Here is a 13,735-nt window from a genome sequence, read left to right as displayed (position 1 = left end):
CCCTCGCAGTCACAAGCTAACTCTGTACGTGCGCATCCAATCACGCCGCACCCCGTACCCGCCCGCGCAGGGGCCGGACTCACTCACCGACCATCCGGCTCAGCGACTCCACGACCGCCGGGTCGTAGTGCACGGCCAGCCCGAGCCGGATGTTCCGCAGCGCCTCGGTGCGCTCGGCGGGCTCCGGCGCCTCGCCGGCCAGGTCGTCGTAGTCGTTGGCGACCCGCAGTATGCGGCTGGGCAGCGGGCCGGCGGCGCCGAACGGGTCCGGGTGGTGCTCCACGATCTCCGCGGCGTTGCCCAGCGCCCCGGCGCGCCGGATCACCTCGGCGCCGGCCCGGGCCAGCTCGCGCTGGCGTTGCAGGGACAGCGGGGCGGTGCGGCCGCCGTGCACGGGTTCGGCGACGGAGAGCTGGCCGATGTCGTGCATCAGCGAGGCGTACTCCAGGTCCAGCAGTTGGTCCTCGCTCAACCCCAGCTCGCGGCCGATGCGCTGGCAGGTGCGGGCCACCCGCCGGGCGTGCCCGGGCTGGGTCAGACCGGCGACCTCGGTGATGCGCGACAAGGCCCTGATCGTCTCCAGGTGCACTTCCTTGATCCGGGCGAAGCGGCGCAACGAGACCTGGGTGAAGGCCAGCGGCAGGCACAGCGCCGGCAGGACCCAGATGGACATCGTGCGCGAGGCCAGGGTGACCAGCAGCGCGGTCGCCACCACGGCCAGCCCGACCCGGGTGGTGAAGCGCACCTCGTCCCGGGCCGCGGCCAGGATCGGCCGCCGGTGCTGGCCGGCCTGCAGGACCGCGCCCATCAGCCCGTCGCTGATGATGGCCAGCACCAAGAACGCGGCGGTGGCGGCGCCCACCGACACACTGTGCAGGTGGTGGGTGAGGAAGCCGGGGTCCATGGCGGTGGTCTGCGCCAGCTTCGGCCCGTCGACCCGCGCCCCGAGCACCCAGCGCAGGTAGAACATGCGGAACAGCCACGCGATCAGCGCGACCATCAAGAAGCGGCGGGCGGTGTAGTCCAGGGTGGTCGGACGCCGGACGGCCAGGTGCGGCACCGAGCCGACCAGGAACCCGAACGCGGCGACCGCGACCGCCTGCGGCGCGTTGTGCAGCGCGGGCTGGTGGCCGATCTCGGTGATGACGGCGTAGGCCAGCGCGGTGGCCGCCCCCAGCGGCGCCGCCTCGCGCCCGCCGGGCAGCCGCACGCGGAACGCCTCGCCGGCGGCGATGATGAAGCCGAAGGCGAGGGCGTAGCCGGGCTGGCTGAACCCGTGGACCGCGCACGACCCCACCGCCGCGAACGCCACGAAGCAGGCGAGCACCAGCAGCACCGGATTGCTCTGCGCCCACGCGGTCCGCGCGTCGCTGTCAGCGTCGAAGGCCGCCCGATGGGCGGGGGGCTTGGCGTGGTTCATCCCGACCTCCCGGAATCCTTCGCCTCGGGATCACGCGGCGGCCACGAGCCCGAATCTGCGGGCCCGATGAAGCGCATCGCGGACGAGGACGCGGAAGACCCGCGCGAGAACCAGGAGGGGCCGCCGGAGGACGCGGAGCGGGGGTCGGAGTCGGCGGACTCGGCAGCCTTCGGAGCCTCGGTCGGCTCGGGAGCGGACCACGGCTCGGGGGACGGGGCCCAGGCTTCGGGGTCGCCGGGCTTCGCGCGGGGGACGGGGATGGTGTCTTCGCTGTCTGCGTTGTCGGCATTGTTGGCGCTATCAGCGCTATTGGCGCTCGCGACGGGGGCGGCGGCTGCGGGGGCGGGCTCCTGGCTGGCGGGTATGGGCTTGCGGAGGTCGAAGTCGGCGGCCGACGGTGCGGCATCGGCAAAGCGCGCCGGATCCGCGGGAACGGTCGATGATGCGGCACCGGCAAAGGGCATCGGATCGATGCTGTCAGCATCCTCAAGGCGCGCCGGATCCGCGGGGACAGTCGATGATGCGGCTTCGACAAAGGGCATCGGATCGATGCTGTCCGCGGCAACTGGAGTCATGCTGTCTTGGCGCTCGGCAGTCGGCGCGGCAATCGGCGCGGAGGCATCCGCGAGATGCGCCGGTTCAGCACCGGCGCCAGCCGGAGTGTCACTGTCCCGCGAGCCGAGGTCGGCCGTCGGAGCCGCGGCATCAAGCCGCACCGAATCAGCCTCGTCCTCGTTAGCAGCCGCGCCATCCTCCCGCGCGGCAGCCGGCCCTCGCGGATCAGGTTCCTGTGCCGGTGTCGCCGCGCGCATCCGCATCGAGCCGAGGCCGACGCCGCCGTATAGACCAGGGTCCTGCGGCCACCGAGTGCTCTCAGCCGACGGCTCAGGCTTCGCCTCAGCCTCGTCCTCCCAAGCCCACCCCTCATCCGGCTCCGGCCCCGGCTCACGCACCACGGCCGAGTGCATCCGCTCCGACCAGCCGTCGTCGAAGCCCGCGTCCCCCACCGTGTCGCCCGCACCCGCGTCGGCACCGGCGCCAGGGCCCGCCTCGCTGCCCGCGTTGTCCGCCTCCGGCTCCGCCACCCGCTGCCCCGGAATCCCGCCCAGCACCTCGGGCACCGGCCGGCCGGGATCCGCGTTCGGTTCCCCGCCGTGCGCCAGCCAGCTCGGGTACCAGTCCGAGAACCACTCGGCCGGGACGAAGGGGTCGTCGTGGTCGGCGAAGGAGAAGCCCGGGACACGCTTGGGAAGCGGCCAGGGGCCCACTGCCGCGGCGGTGGTCCCGTCTTCCGGCTGGGGTTCGGCCGGCGTGAGTTCCGTGGGAACCCAGGGCGTGCCGGAACGCGCCGCCTCGTCCAACGCCGCTTCGAAGGCGCGGACCAGGGCCGGGTCGAACTGGGTGCCGGCGCCGCGGCGGAGTTCGGCCACCGCCTCCTGGACCGAGCGGGCCGCGCGGTAGGAGCGGGTGGAGGTCATCGCGTCGAAGGCGTCGGCGACGCCGATGATGCGGGCGAACTGCGGGATCTCATCACCCGACTTGCCCGTCGGGTAGCCGCGGCCGTCCAGGCGCTCGTGGTGGTAGAGCACGCCTTCGTAGACCTCGGTCAGGAACCGGATGTCGCGCAGCACCGCCACCCCGTGGTTGGGGTGCATGCACAGCAGCTTGAACTCCTCCTCGGTCAGGCCGCCGGTGCTAGTGAGCAGCCGCGTGGGGACGCCGAGCTTACCGATGTCGTGCAGCAGGCCGGCGAAGCGCAGCATCGCGCGCCGGTCCTGGGGCATCTTGAGCTGTTTGGCCAGCATCTCCGAGCCGCGGGCGACGCGCTCGCTGTGGCCCCGGGTGTAGGAGTCCTTGATCTCCACGGCCTGGACCAGCGCGGCGATCGTGCCCTCGTGCGCCGCGTTCTCCTTCGCGTACTGCGACAGGCTCCAGTGGGCTATGTACATCGGCACGATCACCAGCAGCGCGGTGTACCAGCCGATGTCGTGCCACAGCGACAGGAAGATCAGTGCCAGCACGCCCGAGGAGTAGTACGGCATGGTCGCGCGACGGACGTCGCCGCGCAGCACGTCGATGAAGCGGGCGGTGCTGGACAGTTGCATATAGCCGGCGATGATCACGGCGTTGGCCACCAGGCAGGTGGTGACCGCGGCGGTGACCGGCAGCAGGAACTCCGGGAAGTTCAGGAAGTGCCCGGGGGCGTGACCGCCGGCCAGGTAGCACACGACCGATCCCGCGGCCGGGACCAGGCTCATCATCCCCGCGTTGACGAACTGCTTGGTCCAGGTCCAGCTCGGCAGGCGGGGCAGGGTCAGCGAGGTGGCCAGACCCACCACGGCGGCGGCCGGCGGCGCCAGGACCACCACGGTCGTGAGGGTGACCACCAGGGAGACCGACATCGTCCAGCCCGAGGCGCCGATCCGCACCCGGGAAAGCCGCTCGGCAGTCACCACCAGAACACACAACACCGCCAGCAGGCGCGGGTCGGTTCTGGACAACGGCAACATGGCGACGACCGACAGAGCTGCCGCCACCAAACCAGAGATGTAACACCGCACGGCCAACGGCATCGGTCATCCTTCAGTCCGCGCAGGGAGCGCGTCAGCACCGGTCAACGCAAAACCCTGTCACGAAACGCCCGACGGGTCCACAGGCCGACGCATGGGGCGGCGCCGGCCCGTGGTCCTCGGTCGTACGGTCAGGGTTAAACCCCGACGCTCCCGATCGCGATCATTCGGACCACCCGTCTTCCCAAATTCGTCCGCGGTCATGGGGCAGACCACGGGAATGGATCAAAGCACGTAAGAGTACAGAGGAAAATTACCCGCCAGTCAAGAAAAGATCCACTCTTCCGAGTGGATCCGGCCGGAACGCGCCAGGGGCGCGCCATAGGCGCGCCCCTGGATCATCCGATGTCTTGCTACTCGCCGGTACCGCCCACGGCGACCTCACCACGCACCTGCCGGATCCGGGCCAGCACCTTGGCCCGCAGGTCGACCGGCGGCTCGTCACATCCGCAGCAGCGCTGCACGAGCTTCTTCACCATCGCGTCCAGCCCGTACTTCTCCAGGCACGGCTGGCACTCGTCGAGGTGGCGCTTAACCGCCGCGCAGTCCTCATCGGGCATCTCGTTGTCGATGTACTCGTAGAGATGATCGAGGACTTCGGTACACGGCGTCTCGTGCGGCTGCCCGCAACTCATGGCGCTTCAGTTCCCTTCCGCCGCGGCGGCCACCAGGCCGCGCTCCCGCGCGTAGTCCTCAAGCATCGCACGGAGTTGCCGGCGCCCGCGGTGCAACCGGGACATCACGGTGCCGATCGGCGTCCCCATGATGTCGGCGATCTCCTTGTACGCGAAGCCCTCGACGTCGGCCAGGTAGACCGCGATGCGGAACTCCTCGCCGATGGCCTGCAGCGCTTCCTTGACGTCGGAGTCCGGCAGGTGGTCCAGCGCCACCGTCTCAGCTGACGGCAGACCCGCCGAGCTGTGCGACTCGGCCCGGGCCAGCTGCCAGTCCTCGATCTCCTCGGTCGGGCTGACCTGGGGCTCGCGCTGCTTCTTACGGTAGCTGTTGATGAACGTGTTGGTCAGGATCCGGTAGAGCCAGGCCTTGAGGTTGGTGCCCTCGCGGAACTGGTGGAAGGAGGCGAAGGCCTTCGCGAACGTCTCCTGGATCAGGTCCTCGGCGTCGGCCGGGTTGCGGGTCATGCGCAGCGCGGCCGGGTAGAGCTGGTCCAGGTACACCAGCGCGTCGCGCTCGAAGCGCTCGTTGCGCGCGTCCTCGGACTCCCCGGGGTCCACCCGCGGCGCGTCGGCGGGGGCCGGTTGCTCCGGGGAGACGGCCTCGGCGATGACGGCCTCGCCACGTGCGTCGTCTGCGGTCACGGCGACCGTCCTCACCTCCTCGGGGGTACCCGAAGAGCTTATCCAAGGCGTGGCCGCCGACAAATCGATCTTGACCGCCGGACGGCGCTGCTTCAGTGCCAAAGTCATTCCTGTCCCCTCGACAACGTGGTCGGACCCTGGAGGGTTCAAGGGCTACAACCGGGCTCAGGGCAGGGGTATTCCCAGGTGTTCACCCCTGTGAGCTGGGCGACACCCGGTGTGATGAACGCCTCAGGCGGCGTCGGTGATCTCCCGGGCGACCTTGCAGTCGTCGGCCATCCGGTCCAGGAGCGCCTGGATCGAGTCGAACTTCAGCGTGTCCCGGATCCGGGCGGCGAACTCCACGGCCACGTGCGTGCCGTACAGGTCCAGGTCGTCGCGGTCCAGCGCGTAGGCCTCGACCCGGCGGTCGACGCCGTCGAAGGTCGGGTTGGTGCCGATGGAGATCGCGGCCGGGTGCCGGACCGACTTCTCCGGCTTGTCGACGTCGGTGATCAGCCAGCCGGCGTAGACGCCGTCGGTCGGGACCGCGGCGAACGGCACGGTCTCCACGTTCGCGGTCGGGTAGCCGAGCTCCCGGCCGCGCTGGTCGCCGCGCACCACCACGCCCTCGACCCGGTGCGGGCGGCCCAGCAGGTCCGCGGCCTCGGCCACGCCGCCGTCGGCGATCAGCGCCCGCACCCGGGTGGAGGAGAAGCGGTTGTCGGCGCTCTCGCCCTCCGGCCCGCGCAGGCTCACCGGCACCACCTCGAAGCCGTGCTCCTGCCCCGCCGCCTGCAACGCCGCGACGTCGCCGGCCGCCCGGTGCCCGAAGCGGAAGTTGGCGCCGACCACCACCGCCCGCGCGTGCAGGCGCTCGACCAGCACCAGGCGGATGAACTCCGCCGGCGCCCAGCGCGAGACCTCCAGGCTGAACGGCAGCACCAGGACCGCGTCCACGCCCTCGCCGGCCAGCAGTTCGGCCCGGTGCCGCTGGGTGGTCAGCAGCGGCGGGTGACTGCCGGGCCGGACGATCTCGCTGGGGTGCGGGTCGAAGGTGAGCACCACGGTCGGCAGGCCGAGCGCCCGGCCCCGGGCGACCGCGCTGCGGACCACCTCGCGGTGGCCCCGGTGGACGCCGTCGAAGACGCCGATCGTGACGACCGAGGGGCCGAAGTCCTGCGGGACCTCGGCGGTGCCGTGCCAGCGTTCCACGGGGGTGCCTGCCTTGTGATCGAGAGTTTCTGCCGACAAACAAGAGTGCCATCCGCCGGACCCGGTCGCGCAATCGGTCCCCGGCAGGATCTTGGACTTAGGACTTTCGGACCAGCCGTCACATGAAGACGGCGACCGGCTTGGCTTTCTTCCCGCCCGGCAGATCCTCGTACAGCGCGAGGAAGCGCCCGTCCGGCCCGAACACCGCCACCGGCTCCCCGGACCGTCCCGAGGCCGTCAGGAAGCCGCCGTGCGCCACCATCGCGGCCTCCTCGGCGGTGATGTCCCGCGCCGGGAACGCCGCCCGCGCGGCGGTGTCCAGCGGCACCACCGGCAACTCGCCGCCGCCGTCCACCAGGTCGGTGAGTTCGGGCAGCGGCCGGGCCAGGTCCAGCCCGTAGGGGCCGACCGCGGTGCGGCGCAGCATCGTGAGATGCCCGCCGACACCGAGCCGGGCGCCGAGGTCGCGCGCCAGGGCCCGGATATACGTGCCGGAGGAGCATTCGACGGTGGCGTCGACGTCGACCAGCGGGCCCTCGCGGCGGATCGCGTGGACCTCGAAGCGGTGCACGGTCACCGGCCGCTCGGCCAGCTCCACCGCCTCGCCCTCGCGCACCCGCTTGTAGGACCGGACGCCGTCCACCTTGATCGCCGAGACCGCCGACGGACGCTGCATGACGGGGCCGGTGAATGACGGAATCGCGCCACGGATCATGTCATCTGACACGTTCGCGGCGTCGGCACTGTCCGTCACCTCGCCCTCGGCGTCGTCGGTGACCGTGCTCTGACCTAGGCGGATGGTGGTCTCGTAGGTTTTGCCGGTGAGCGCCAGGTGGCCCAGCAGCCGGGTGGTCTTCTCCACCCCGACCACGAGCACGCCAGTGGCCATCGGGTCCAGCGTCCCGGCGTGCCCGACCCGCCGGGTGCGCGCCAGTCTGCGCACCCGGCCCACCACGTCGTGCGAGGTCCAGCCGGCCGGCTTGTCGACGATCACCAGACCGCCGGGACCGTCGTCGGCCTTCGTCCGCTTCCCCACGGGACTAGGCGTCCTCGTCGTCGTCTTCGAAGCCGTCCTCGTCGTCCCGCGGGGCCCTGTAGGGGTCCGGCTCGCCGGCGTAGGCCGCGGTGGCCGCCGCGTCCCGGACCGCCGCGTCCGACACCGCGACCTTGGCCAGCAGGTCCTCGATGTTCCGGGCGCCCTCCGGGATGGCGTCGGCGATGAAGGTCAGCGACGGGGTGTGCTTCACCCCGGTCTGCCGGCCCACCTCGGTGCGCAGGATGCCCTTGGCCGACTCCAGCGCGGCGGTGGACTCCGCGCGCTCCTCCTCGCCGCCGTACACGGTGTAGAACACCGTGGCGTCGCGCAGGTCGCCGGTGATGCGGACATCTGTGATGGTCACGAATCCGAGCCGGGGGTCCTTGACCCGGGTCTTGAGGGTCTCGGCGACGATCACCCGGATCCGGTCGGCCAGCTTCGCGGCGCGCGTTCCGTTGTTCGCCATGCGAACTCACTCCTTCTAGCTCGGATTTCTACTATTCGTCCGCATCGCTGCGCAGCCTTCTGCGGGCGCTGAGCAGCTCGATCTCCGGGCGCCACGCTACGGCGCCTTCGAGATCGTCCAGGACTTCATTCACTCGTGCGGCCGTGGCCGCGACCACAGCGACGCCGATCTCGGCGCGGCGATGGAGGTCTTGGTGGCCGGTCTCGGCGGCGCCCACTCCGGCGCGCTTGTCCAAGTCGGCCAGGATCGGCTTCACGATCCCGCGCTTCTCCTTCAGCGAGTGAACGTCGCCCAGGAGGATGTCGAGGGTCATAGTCCCCACGAACACTGCACATCAGGGCCAACCCGGCCCAGGGGATGAGTCTCTATCTGCCGAGATAGAGAGTGGTGGGGGCGGCCCGGTTGGACCGCCCCCCTATCGTTACCGACTAGACGCGCGGCTTCTCGCGCATCTCGTAGGTCTCGATGATGTCCTCTTCCTTGATGTCGTTGAACGACCCGAGGTTGATACCGCACTCGAAGCCCTCGCGGACCTCGACGGCGTCGTCCTTCTCCCGCCGCAGCCCCTCGATGGTGAGGTTGTCGGACACCACGGCGCCGCCGCGGATGAGACGGGCCTTGGCGTTCCGGCGGATCAGGCCGCTTTGGACCATGCAGCCGGCGATGTTGCCGATCTTGCTGGAGCGGAAGATCGCGCGGATCTCGGCGGTGCCGAGCTGCACTTCCTCGTACTCCGGCTTCAGCATGCCCTTCAGGGCCGCCTCGATCTCCTCGATCGCCTGGTAGATGACCGAGTAGAAGCGGATCTCGACGCCCTCGCGGTCGGCCTTGGTCTTCGCCCGTCCGTCGGGACGGACGTTGAAGCCCAGGATGACCGCGTCGGAGGCCATCGCCAGGTCCACATCGGACTCGGTGATGGAACCGACGCCGCGGTGCACGACGCGCAGGTCGACCTCTTCGCCGACGTCCAGCTTGAGCAGCGAGTCCTCCAGGGCCTCGACCGAGCCCGCACCATCACCCTTGATGATGATGTTGAGCTGCTGGACCTCGCCGGCCTTGATGACCTTCTCCCAGTCCTCGATCGAGACGCGCTTGCGGGAGCGGGCCATGGCCGCGTTCCGCTCGCGGGTCGCGCGGCGCTCGGCGATCTGCCGGGCCACGCGGTCCTCCTCGACCACCAGGAAGGTGTCGCCGGCGCCGGGGACGCTGGTGAGACCGAGCACCTGGACCGGACGCGACGGCCCGGCCTCGGCGACGCTCTCGCCGTTGTCGTCCATCATGGCGCGCACCCGGCCGTAGGCGTCGCCCACGACCATCGAGTCGCCGACACGCAGCGTGCCGCGCTGCACCAGCACCGTGGCCACGGCGCCGCGGCCGCGGTCGAGGTTGGCCTCGATCGCCACGCCCTGGGCGTCCATGTCCGGGTTGGCCCGCAGATCCAGCGAGGCGTCGGCGGTCAGGATGACCGCTTCCAGCAGCTGCTCGATGTTCAGGCCCTCGCGCGCGGAGATGTCGACGAACATGGTCTCGCCGCCGTACTCCTCGGCCACCAGCCCGTACTCGGTGAGCTGGCCGCGCACCTTCGTCGGGTCGGCGCCCTCCTTGTCGATCTTGTTGACCGCGACCACGATCGGCACGTCGGCCGCCTGGGCGTGGTTCAGCGCCTCGATCGTCTGGGGCATCACGCCGTCGTCCGCCGCGACCACCAGGATCGCGATGTCCGTGGCCTTGGCACCGCGGGCACGCATGGCGGTGAACGCCTCGTGACCGGGGGTGTCGATGAAGGTGATGGCCCGCTCGTTGCCCGCGACCTCGGCGACCACCTGGTAGGCGCCGATGTGCTGGGTGATGCCGCCGGCCTCGCCCTCGATGACGTTGGTCTTGCGGATGGCGTCCAGCAGGCGGGTCTTACCGTGGTCGACGTGACCCATGACGGTCACGACCGGCGGCCGGACCCGCAGGTCCTCCTCGCCGCCCTCGTTCTCGCCGAAGTCGATGTCGAAGGACTCCAGCAGGACGCGGTCCTCCTCCTCCGGCGAGACGATCTGCACGGTGAAGCCGAGCTCCTGGCCGAGCAGTTCGAACACGTCGTCGGAGACCGACTGGGTCGCCGTCACCATCTCGCCGAGGTGGAACATCACCTGCACCAGGGACGCCGGGTTGGCGTTGATGCGCTCGGCGAAGTCGACCAGCGAGGCGCCGCGGGGCAGCCGGATGGTCTGCCCGTTGCCGCGAGGGAGCATCGCGCCGCCGAGCGACGGCGCCTGCATGTTGTCGAACTCTTGACGCCGCTGCTTCTTCGACTTGCGACCGCGGCCCGGACGACCGCCGGGACGGCCGAAGGCACCGGCCGTACCGCCGCCGCCGGCGCGACCGCCGCGGCCGTAGCCGCCACCGCCGCCGGGACGGCCGCCGTAGCCGCCGCCACCGCCGCCGGGAGCACCGCCGCCGGGACGCGGGGCGCCGTAACCGCCGCCACCGCCACCGCCGCCGGGACGGGCGCCGCCGCCCGCCGGGGCGCCGGGACGCGCACCGCCGCCGGAGCGGCCGCCGGGACCGCCGGCCGGGGCACCCGGACGGGCACCGCCGCCGGGGCGGCCCTGGCCGGGGCCGGGACGCGCAGGGACGCGACCGGGCATCATGCCCGGGTTCGGACGCGGGGCGCCGGGGACGCCGCCGCCGGGACGCGGCGGCATGCCCGGACGCGGGCCGCCGTCGCCGCCGCCGGTGGCACCGGCCGGCGGACCCGGACGGGCCGAGGGCCGCTGGGGCTGCTGCATGCCGGTCGAGCCGGAGGACGTGAACGGGTTGTTGCCGGGACGCGGACCGGCCGGACGCGGACCCGGGGCCGGGGCGCCGGGACGGCCTCCCTGGCCCTGGCCCTGACCCTGAGCCGGACGACGGTCGCCGGCCGGACCCGGACGGGCACCGCCGGGCGCCGGACGCTGACCGCGGTCGCGATCGCGGTCCCCGGGGCCTCCCGGACGCTGCCCGGAACCCGCGGGACGCGGACCGGGACGGCCGGGGATGCTGCTGCCGCCGGCGGCCGGGGCCTGGCGCGGCGGGATCGCCCCGCCGGCACCCTGACCCTGACCCGCGGCCGGACGACCGGACGAAGCCGGGCGCACGGGGGCCGGAGCCGACGTCGAAGGTGCGGCCTGCTCCGGCGGCGCCGCCGGAGCCTCCGGGGCGGCCGGAGTCTCAGGGGCAGCCGGGGCCTCGGGGGCGGCCGGAGCCGGGGTCTCAGCCACCGGACTGGCCGCCGCGGCCGCTGCCTGAGCCTGCGCGGGAACCGCGGGGCCGGGCTTGGGCGCGACCGGACCGGGGCGCGGACCTGGCCTGGGGGCACCGCCGGCGGGACGCGGGGCGCTTGAGGACGCCGCGGTCTTCGCGGCGGGGGCGGACTGCGCGGAGGCAGCCGACTTGCCGGCGCCGCCCTTGGCGCCGCCGGATTCACCTTGCTGGATGCTGTCGATCAGTTTACGGACGACCGGCGCCTCAACGGTGGAGGACGCCGAGCGGACGAACTCACCCAGATCTTGGAGCTTGGCCATCACGACCTTGCTCTCTACTCCGAGCTCCTTGGCGAGTTCATAGACCCGGACCTTGGCCACTTCACTCCTTCTTCGGCCCGCGTCTGTTCGCGAAGCCGTCTGGTTACTGCATGGGCGTACTCATCGCGTGTTGCTGCTCATCGAGTGCTCATCGCCTGACTCGACCTGCTTCCGACTAGTACTGGGTTCTCTGTTCCACGCACCGGACGCGGACAGGGATGTTTTGCTTCAGCTGCCTTCCAACAACGCGCGGACCGCCGTTGTTTCCAACGGACCGTCGACCCGCAGCGCCCGCGGGAATGCCCGCCGCTTCTCGGCGAGGGCCAGGCATCCCGGATCGGGGTGGAGGTGCGCTCCCCGGCCGGGCGACCGCCCGCGCAGGTCGGGGACGACGACGCCCTCGACCGCCACGACGCGCAGCAGCTCAGTCTTCGCCGCTTTTGCCCGGCAGCCCACACAGGTTCGCATCGGTACAGAACGCGCCGATGCGGCAAGGCGTGCAGAAGCATCCGTCTGGCTAGACACGTCTCAGTCTAGCGCCTGGATCACTCCCGCGTTTCCCGGGTTATTGACGGGCGGTCAGGACCCGGCTTATAGTCAACACATCAGTTGATTAAAGAGATGGTTGATCAAAGACATGGTTGACAAAGAAGAGGCCCTGGACCGGGCCTTCACCGCCCTCGGCGACCCGGTGCGCCGCGCGATCGTGGCGCGGCTGTCCCGCGGCGAGGCCACGGTGAACGAGTTGGCGGACCTGTTCCCGATCACCAAGCAGGCCGTCTCCCGGCACATCGGAGTGCTGGAGGACGCCGGCCTGATCACCCGCAGCCGGGACGGCCAGCGCCGGCCCTGCCATCTGGACCCGGCCGCCCTGGAGCGGCTGACCAGCTGGATCGACGGCTACCGGCTGGCTGCCGAGAGCACTTTCCGAAAGCTCGACGCCGTACTGGAAGCGCTCAAAGAGGAGGAAGAACGATGAGCACCAACACCAACCCCACCAACCCCACGACCATCACCGCCGAGGAAGGCACCCCGTACCTCGAAGTCGTCCGGGACTTCGACTGCACCCCGGCCCAGCTGTTCCGCGCGCACACCGACCCGAAGCTGGTCGCCCAGTGGCTGGGCCCGCGCGACCTGGAGATGGACGTTGAGGAATACGACGCACGCCCGGGCGGCAGCTACCGCTACATCCACCACGGCGGCCACCTCGGCGACCACCGCGCGGCGTTCCACGGCGTCTTCCACACGGTCAAGCCGGACCTGATCGTGCAGACCTTCGAGTTCGAGGGCGCACCGGACGAGGTGGCGCTGGGCACCTACCGCATCCAGGAGGTGGACGGCCGCACCCGCCTGATCACCCGCTCGGTGTTCCCGTCGATGGCCGCCCGCGAGGCCGCCCTGGCGTCCGGGATGGAGTACGGCATCCGGGACTCGATGGACCGCCTGGCCGAGCTGCTGACCCGGGAGGCGTGAGCGATGGCCGGGGTCATCATGGCCGACGCGGTCTCGCTGGACGGCTTCCTGGCGACCGCCGATGACCAGGTCGGTCCACTGCACGACTTCTACTTCAACGGCGACACCCGAATCACCGCGGGGAACCGGCACATGTCCTTCAAGGCGCCGGCGGCGTCGGCGCGGTACCTCGACGAGCAGTGGTCCCGGATCGGCGCGATGGTCATCGGCCGGCGGCTGTTCGATATCACCGACGGCTGGGACGGCATGCCGGTGGCCGGAGACCGGGTGTTCGTGGTGACGCACAGCGTTCCCACGGACTGGAAGCACATGGGCACCGCCCCGTTCACCTTCGTCACCGACGGCGTGGCGAGCGCGATCGCGCAGGCGAAGGCGGTCGCCGGGCCGGATCGGGACGTCGCGCTCAACGGCGGCGACGTCGGCGGGCAGGCCTTCGCCGCCGGGCTGGTCGACGAGGTGGACCTGGCGCTGGTCCCGGTGGTGTTCGGCTCGGGCAAGCGGTTCTTCGGCGACCGCTTCGAAGGCCAGGTGCTGCTGGACGATCCGGTCGTCGTGCCCAGCGAGCGGGTCACGCACCTGCGGTACCGGGTTCGGAAGAGCTGAGGGGACCCGCTGCTGACCGCGCACGGCGCACCGAGGGGGTGTCCACCGTGCGCGGTCGGTTCGCGGCCCTGGCAGGCGGTCAGCGCTCGGGCCGCGCGGC

The 13,735-nt window shown here is 71.4% G+C and carries 13 protein-coding genes; 3 read left to right on the top strand and 10 right to left on the bottom strand.

Features of this window, described 5'->3' with window-relative positions:
* Positions 1 to 79: 79 nt before the first annotated feature.
* The 10 genes from IZR01_RS00645 to IZR01_RS00600 all read right to left on the bottom strand — a co-directional run bounded on the left by IZR01_RS00645 (position 80) and on the right by IZR01_RS00600 (position 12,027).
* Complete coding sequence (locus IZR01_RS00645) at positions 80 to 1,420, bottom strand: HD-GYP domain-containing protein (protein WP_194899555.1); 1,341 nt, start codon at positions 1,418 to 1,420, stop codon at positions 80 to 82.
* A complete protein-coding gene (locus tag IZR01_RS00640) occupies positions 1,417 to 3,993 on the bottom strand; it encodes an HD-GYP domain-containing protein (RefSeq protein ID WP_194922474.1) in 2,577 nt (858 codons plus the stop codon). Before IZR01_RS00640 ends, IZR01_RS00645 begins: the two co-directional genes overlap by 4 nt.
* A gap of 350 nt (positions 3,994 to 4,343) precedes the next feature.
* Positions 4,344 to 4,625 carry a mycothiol system anti-sigma-R factor gene (gene rsrA, locus IZR01_RS00635; protein ID WP_194898826.1) on the bottom strand — a complete coding sequence of 94 codons (282 nt, stop codon included), beginning with the start codon at positions 4,623 to 4,625 and terminating at the stop codon, positions 4,344 to 4,346.
* 6 nt (positions 4,626 to 4,631) lie between these two features.
* Positions 4,632 to 5,351, bottom strand: a complete 720-nt coding sequence (locus tag IZR01_RS00630) for a sigma-70 family RNA polymerase sigma factor (protein ID WP_438939670.1) — start codon at positions 5,349 to 5,351, stop codon at positions 4,632 to 4,634.
* Positions 5,352 to 5,540: 189 nt separating this feature from the next.
* Positions 5,541 to 6,503 carry a bifunctional riboflavin kinase/FAD synthetase gene (locus IZR01_RS00625; protein ID WP_194922473.1) on the bottom strand — a complete coding sequence of 321 codons (963 nt, stop codon included), beginning with the start codon at positions 6,501 to 6,503 and terminating at the stop codon, positions 5,541 to 5,543.
* A gap of 118 nt (positions 6,504 to 6,621) precedes the next feature.
* Positions 6,622 to 7,539: a tRNA pseudouridine(55) synthase TruB gene (gene truB, locus IZR01_RS00620; RefSeq protein WP_194898823.1), complete on the bottom strand. Its 918-nt coding sequence runs from the start codon at positions 7,537 to 7,539 to the stop codon at positions 6,622 to 6,624.
* Between the two features lie 4 nt (positions 7,540 to 7,543).
* On the bottom strand, positions 7,544 to 8,005 hold the full coding sequence (gene rbfA, locus IZR01_RS00615) for a 30S ribosome-binding factor RbfA (protein WP_194898822.1): 462 nt from the start codon (positions 8,003 to 8,005) through the stop codon (positions 7,544 to 7,546).
* Positions 8,006 to 8,036: 31 nt separating this feature from the next.
* Complete coding sequence (locus IZR01_RS00610) at positions 8,037 to 8,318, bottom strand: DUF503 domain-containing protein (RefSeq protein WP_228555912.1); 282 nt, start codon at positions 8,316 to 8,318, stop codon at positions 8,037 to 8,039.
* 115 nt (positions 8,319 to 8,433) lie between these two features.
* Positions 8,434 to 11,619 carry a translation initiation factor IF-2 gene (gene infB, locus IZR01_RS52890; RefSeq protein WP_194922472.1) on the bottom strand — a complete coding sequence of 1,062 codons (3,186 nt, stop codon included), beginning with the start codon at positions 11,617 to 11,619 and terminating at the stop codon, positions 8,434 to 8,436.
* Positions 11,620 to 11,787: 168 nt separating this feature from the next.
* A complete protein-coding gene (locus tag IZR01_RS00600; protein ID WP_194891027.1) occupies positions 11,788 to 12,027 on the bottom strand; it encodes a YlxR family protein in 240 nt (79 codons plus the stop codon).
* 169 nt (positions 12,028 to 12,196) lie between these two features.
* Between IZR01_RS00600 and IZR01_RS00595 the strand changes: the two genes are divergently transcribed.
* The 3 genes from IZR01_RS00595 to IZR01_RS00585 are packed head-to-tail and all read left to right on the top strand — an operon-like array spanning position 12,197 to position 13,635.
* Positions 12,197 to 12,538 carry an ArsR/SmtB family transcription factor gene (locus tag IZR01_RS00595; protein WP_194891028.1) on the top strand — a complete coding sequence of 114 codons (342 nt, stop codon included), beginning with the start codon at positions 12,197 to 12,199 and terminating at the stop codon, positions 12,536 to 12,538.
* Entirely contained in the window at positions 12,535 to 13,032 is a 498-nt protein-coding gene (locus tag IZR01_RS00590; protein WP_194891029.1) for an SRPBCC family protein, read from the top strand. The genes IZR01_RS00595 and IZR01_RS00590 overlap by 4 nt, the downstream gene beginning before the upstream one ends.
* Before the next feature lie 3 nt (positions 13,033 to 13,035).
* Entirely contained in the window at positions 13,036 to 13,635 is a 600-nt protein-coding gene (locus IZR01_RS00585) for a dihydrofolate reductase family protein (protein WP_194891030.1), read from the top strand.
* Positions 13,636 to 13,735: the final 100 nt, after the last annotated feature.

This window comes from Catenulispora pinisilvae, from assembly GCF_015356865.1.
Classification (GTDB): Bacteria; Actinomycetota; Actinomycetes; order Streptomycetales; family Catenulisporaceae; genus Catenulispora; species Catenulispora pinisilvae.
This window is presented reverse-complemented; position numbering and strand designations above follow the sequence as displayed.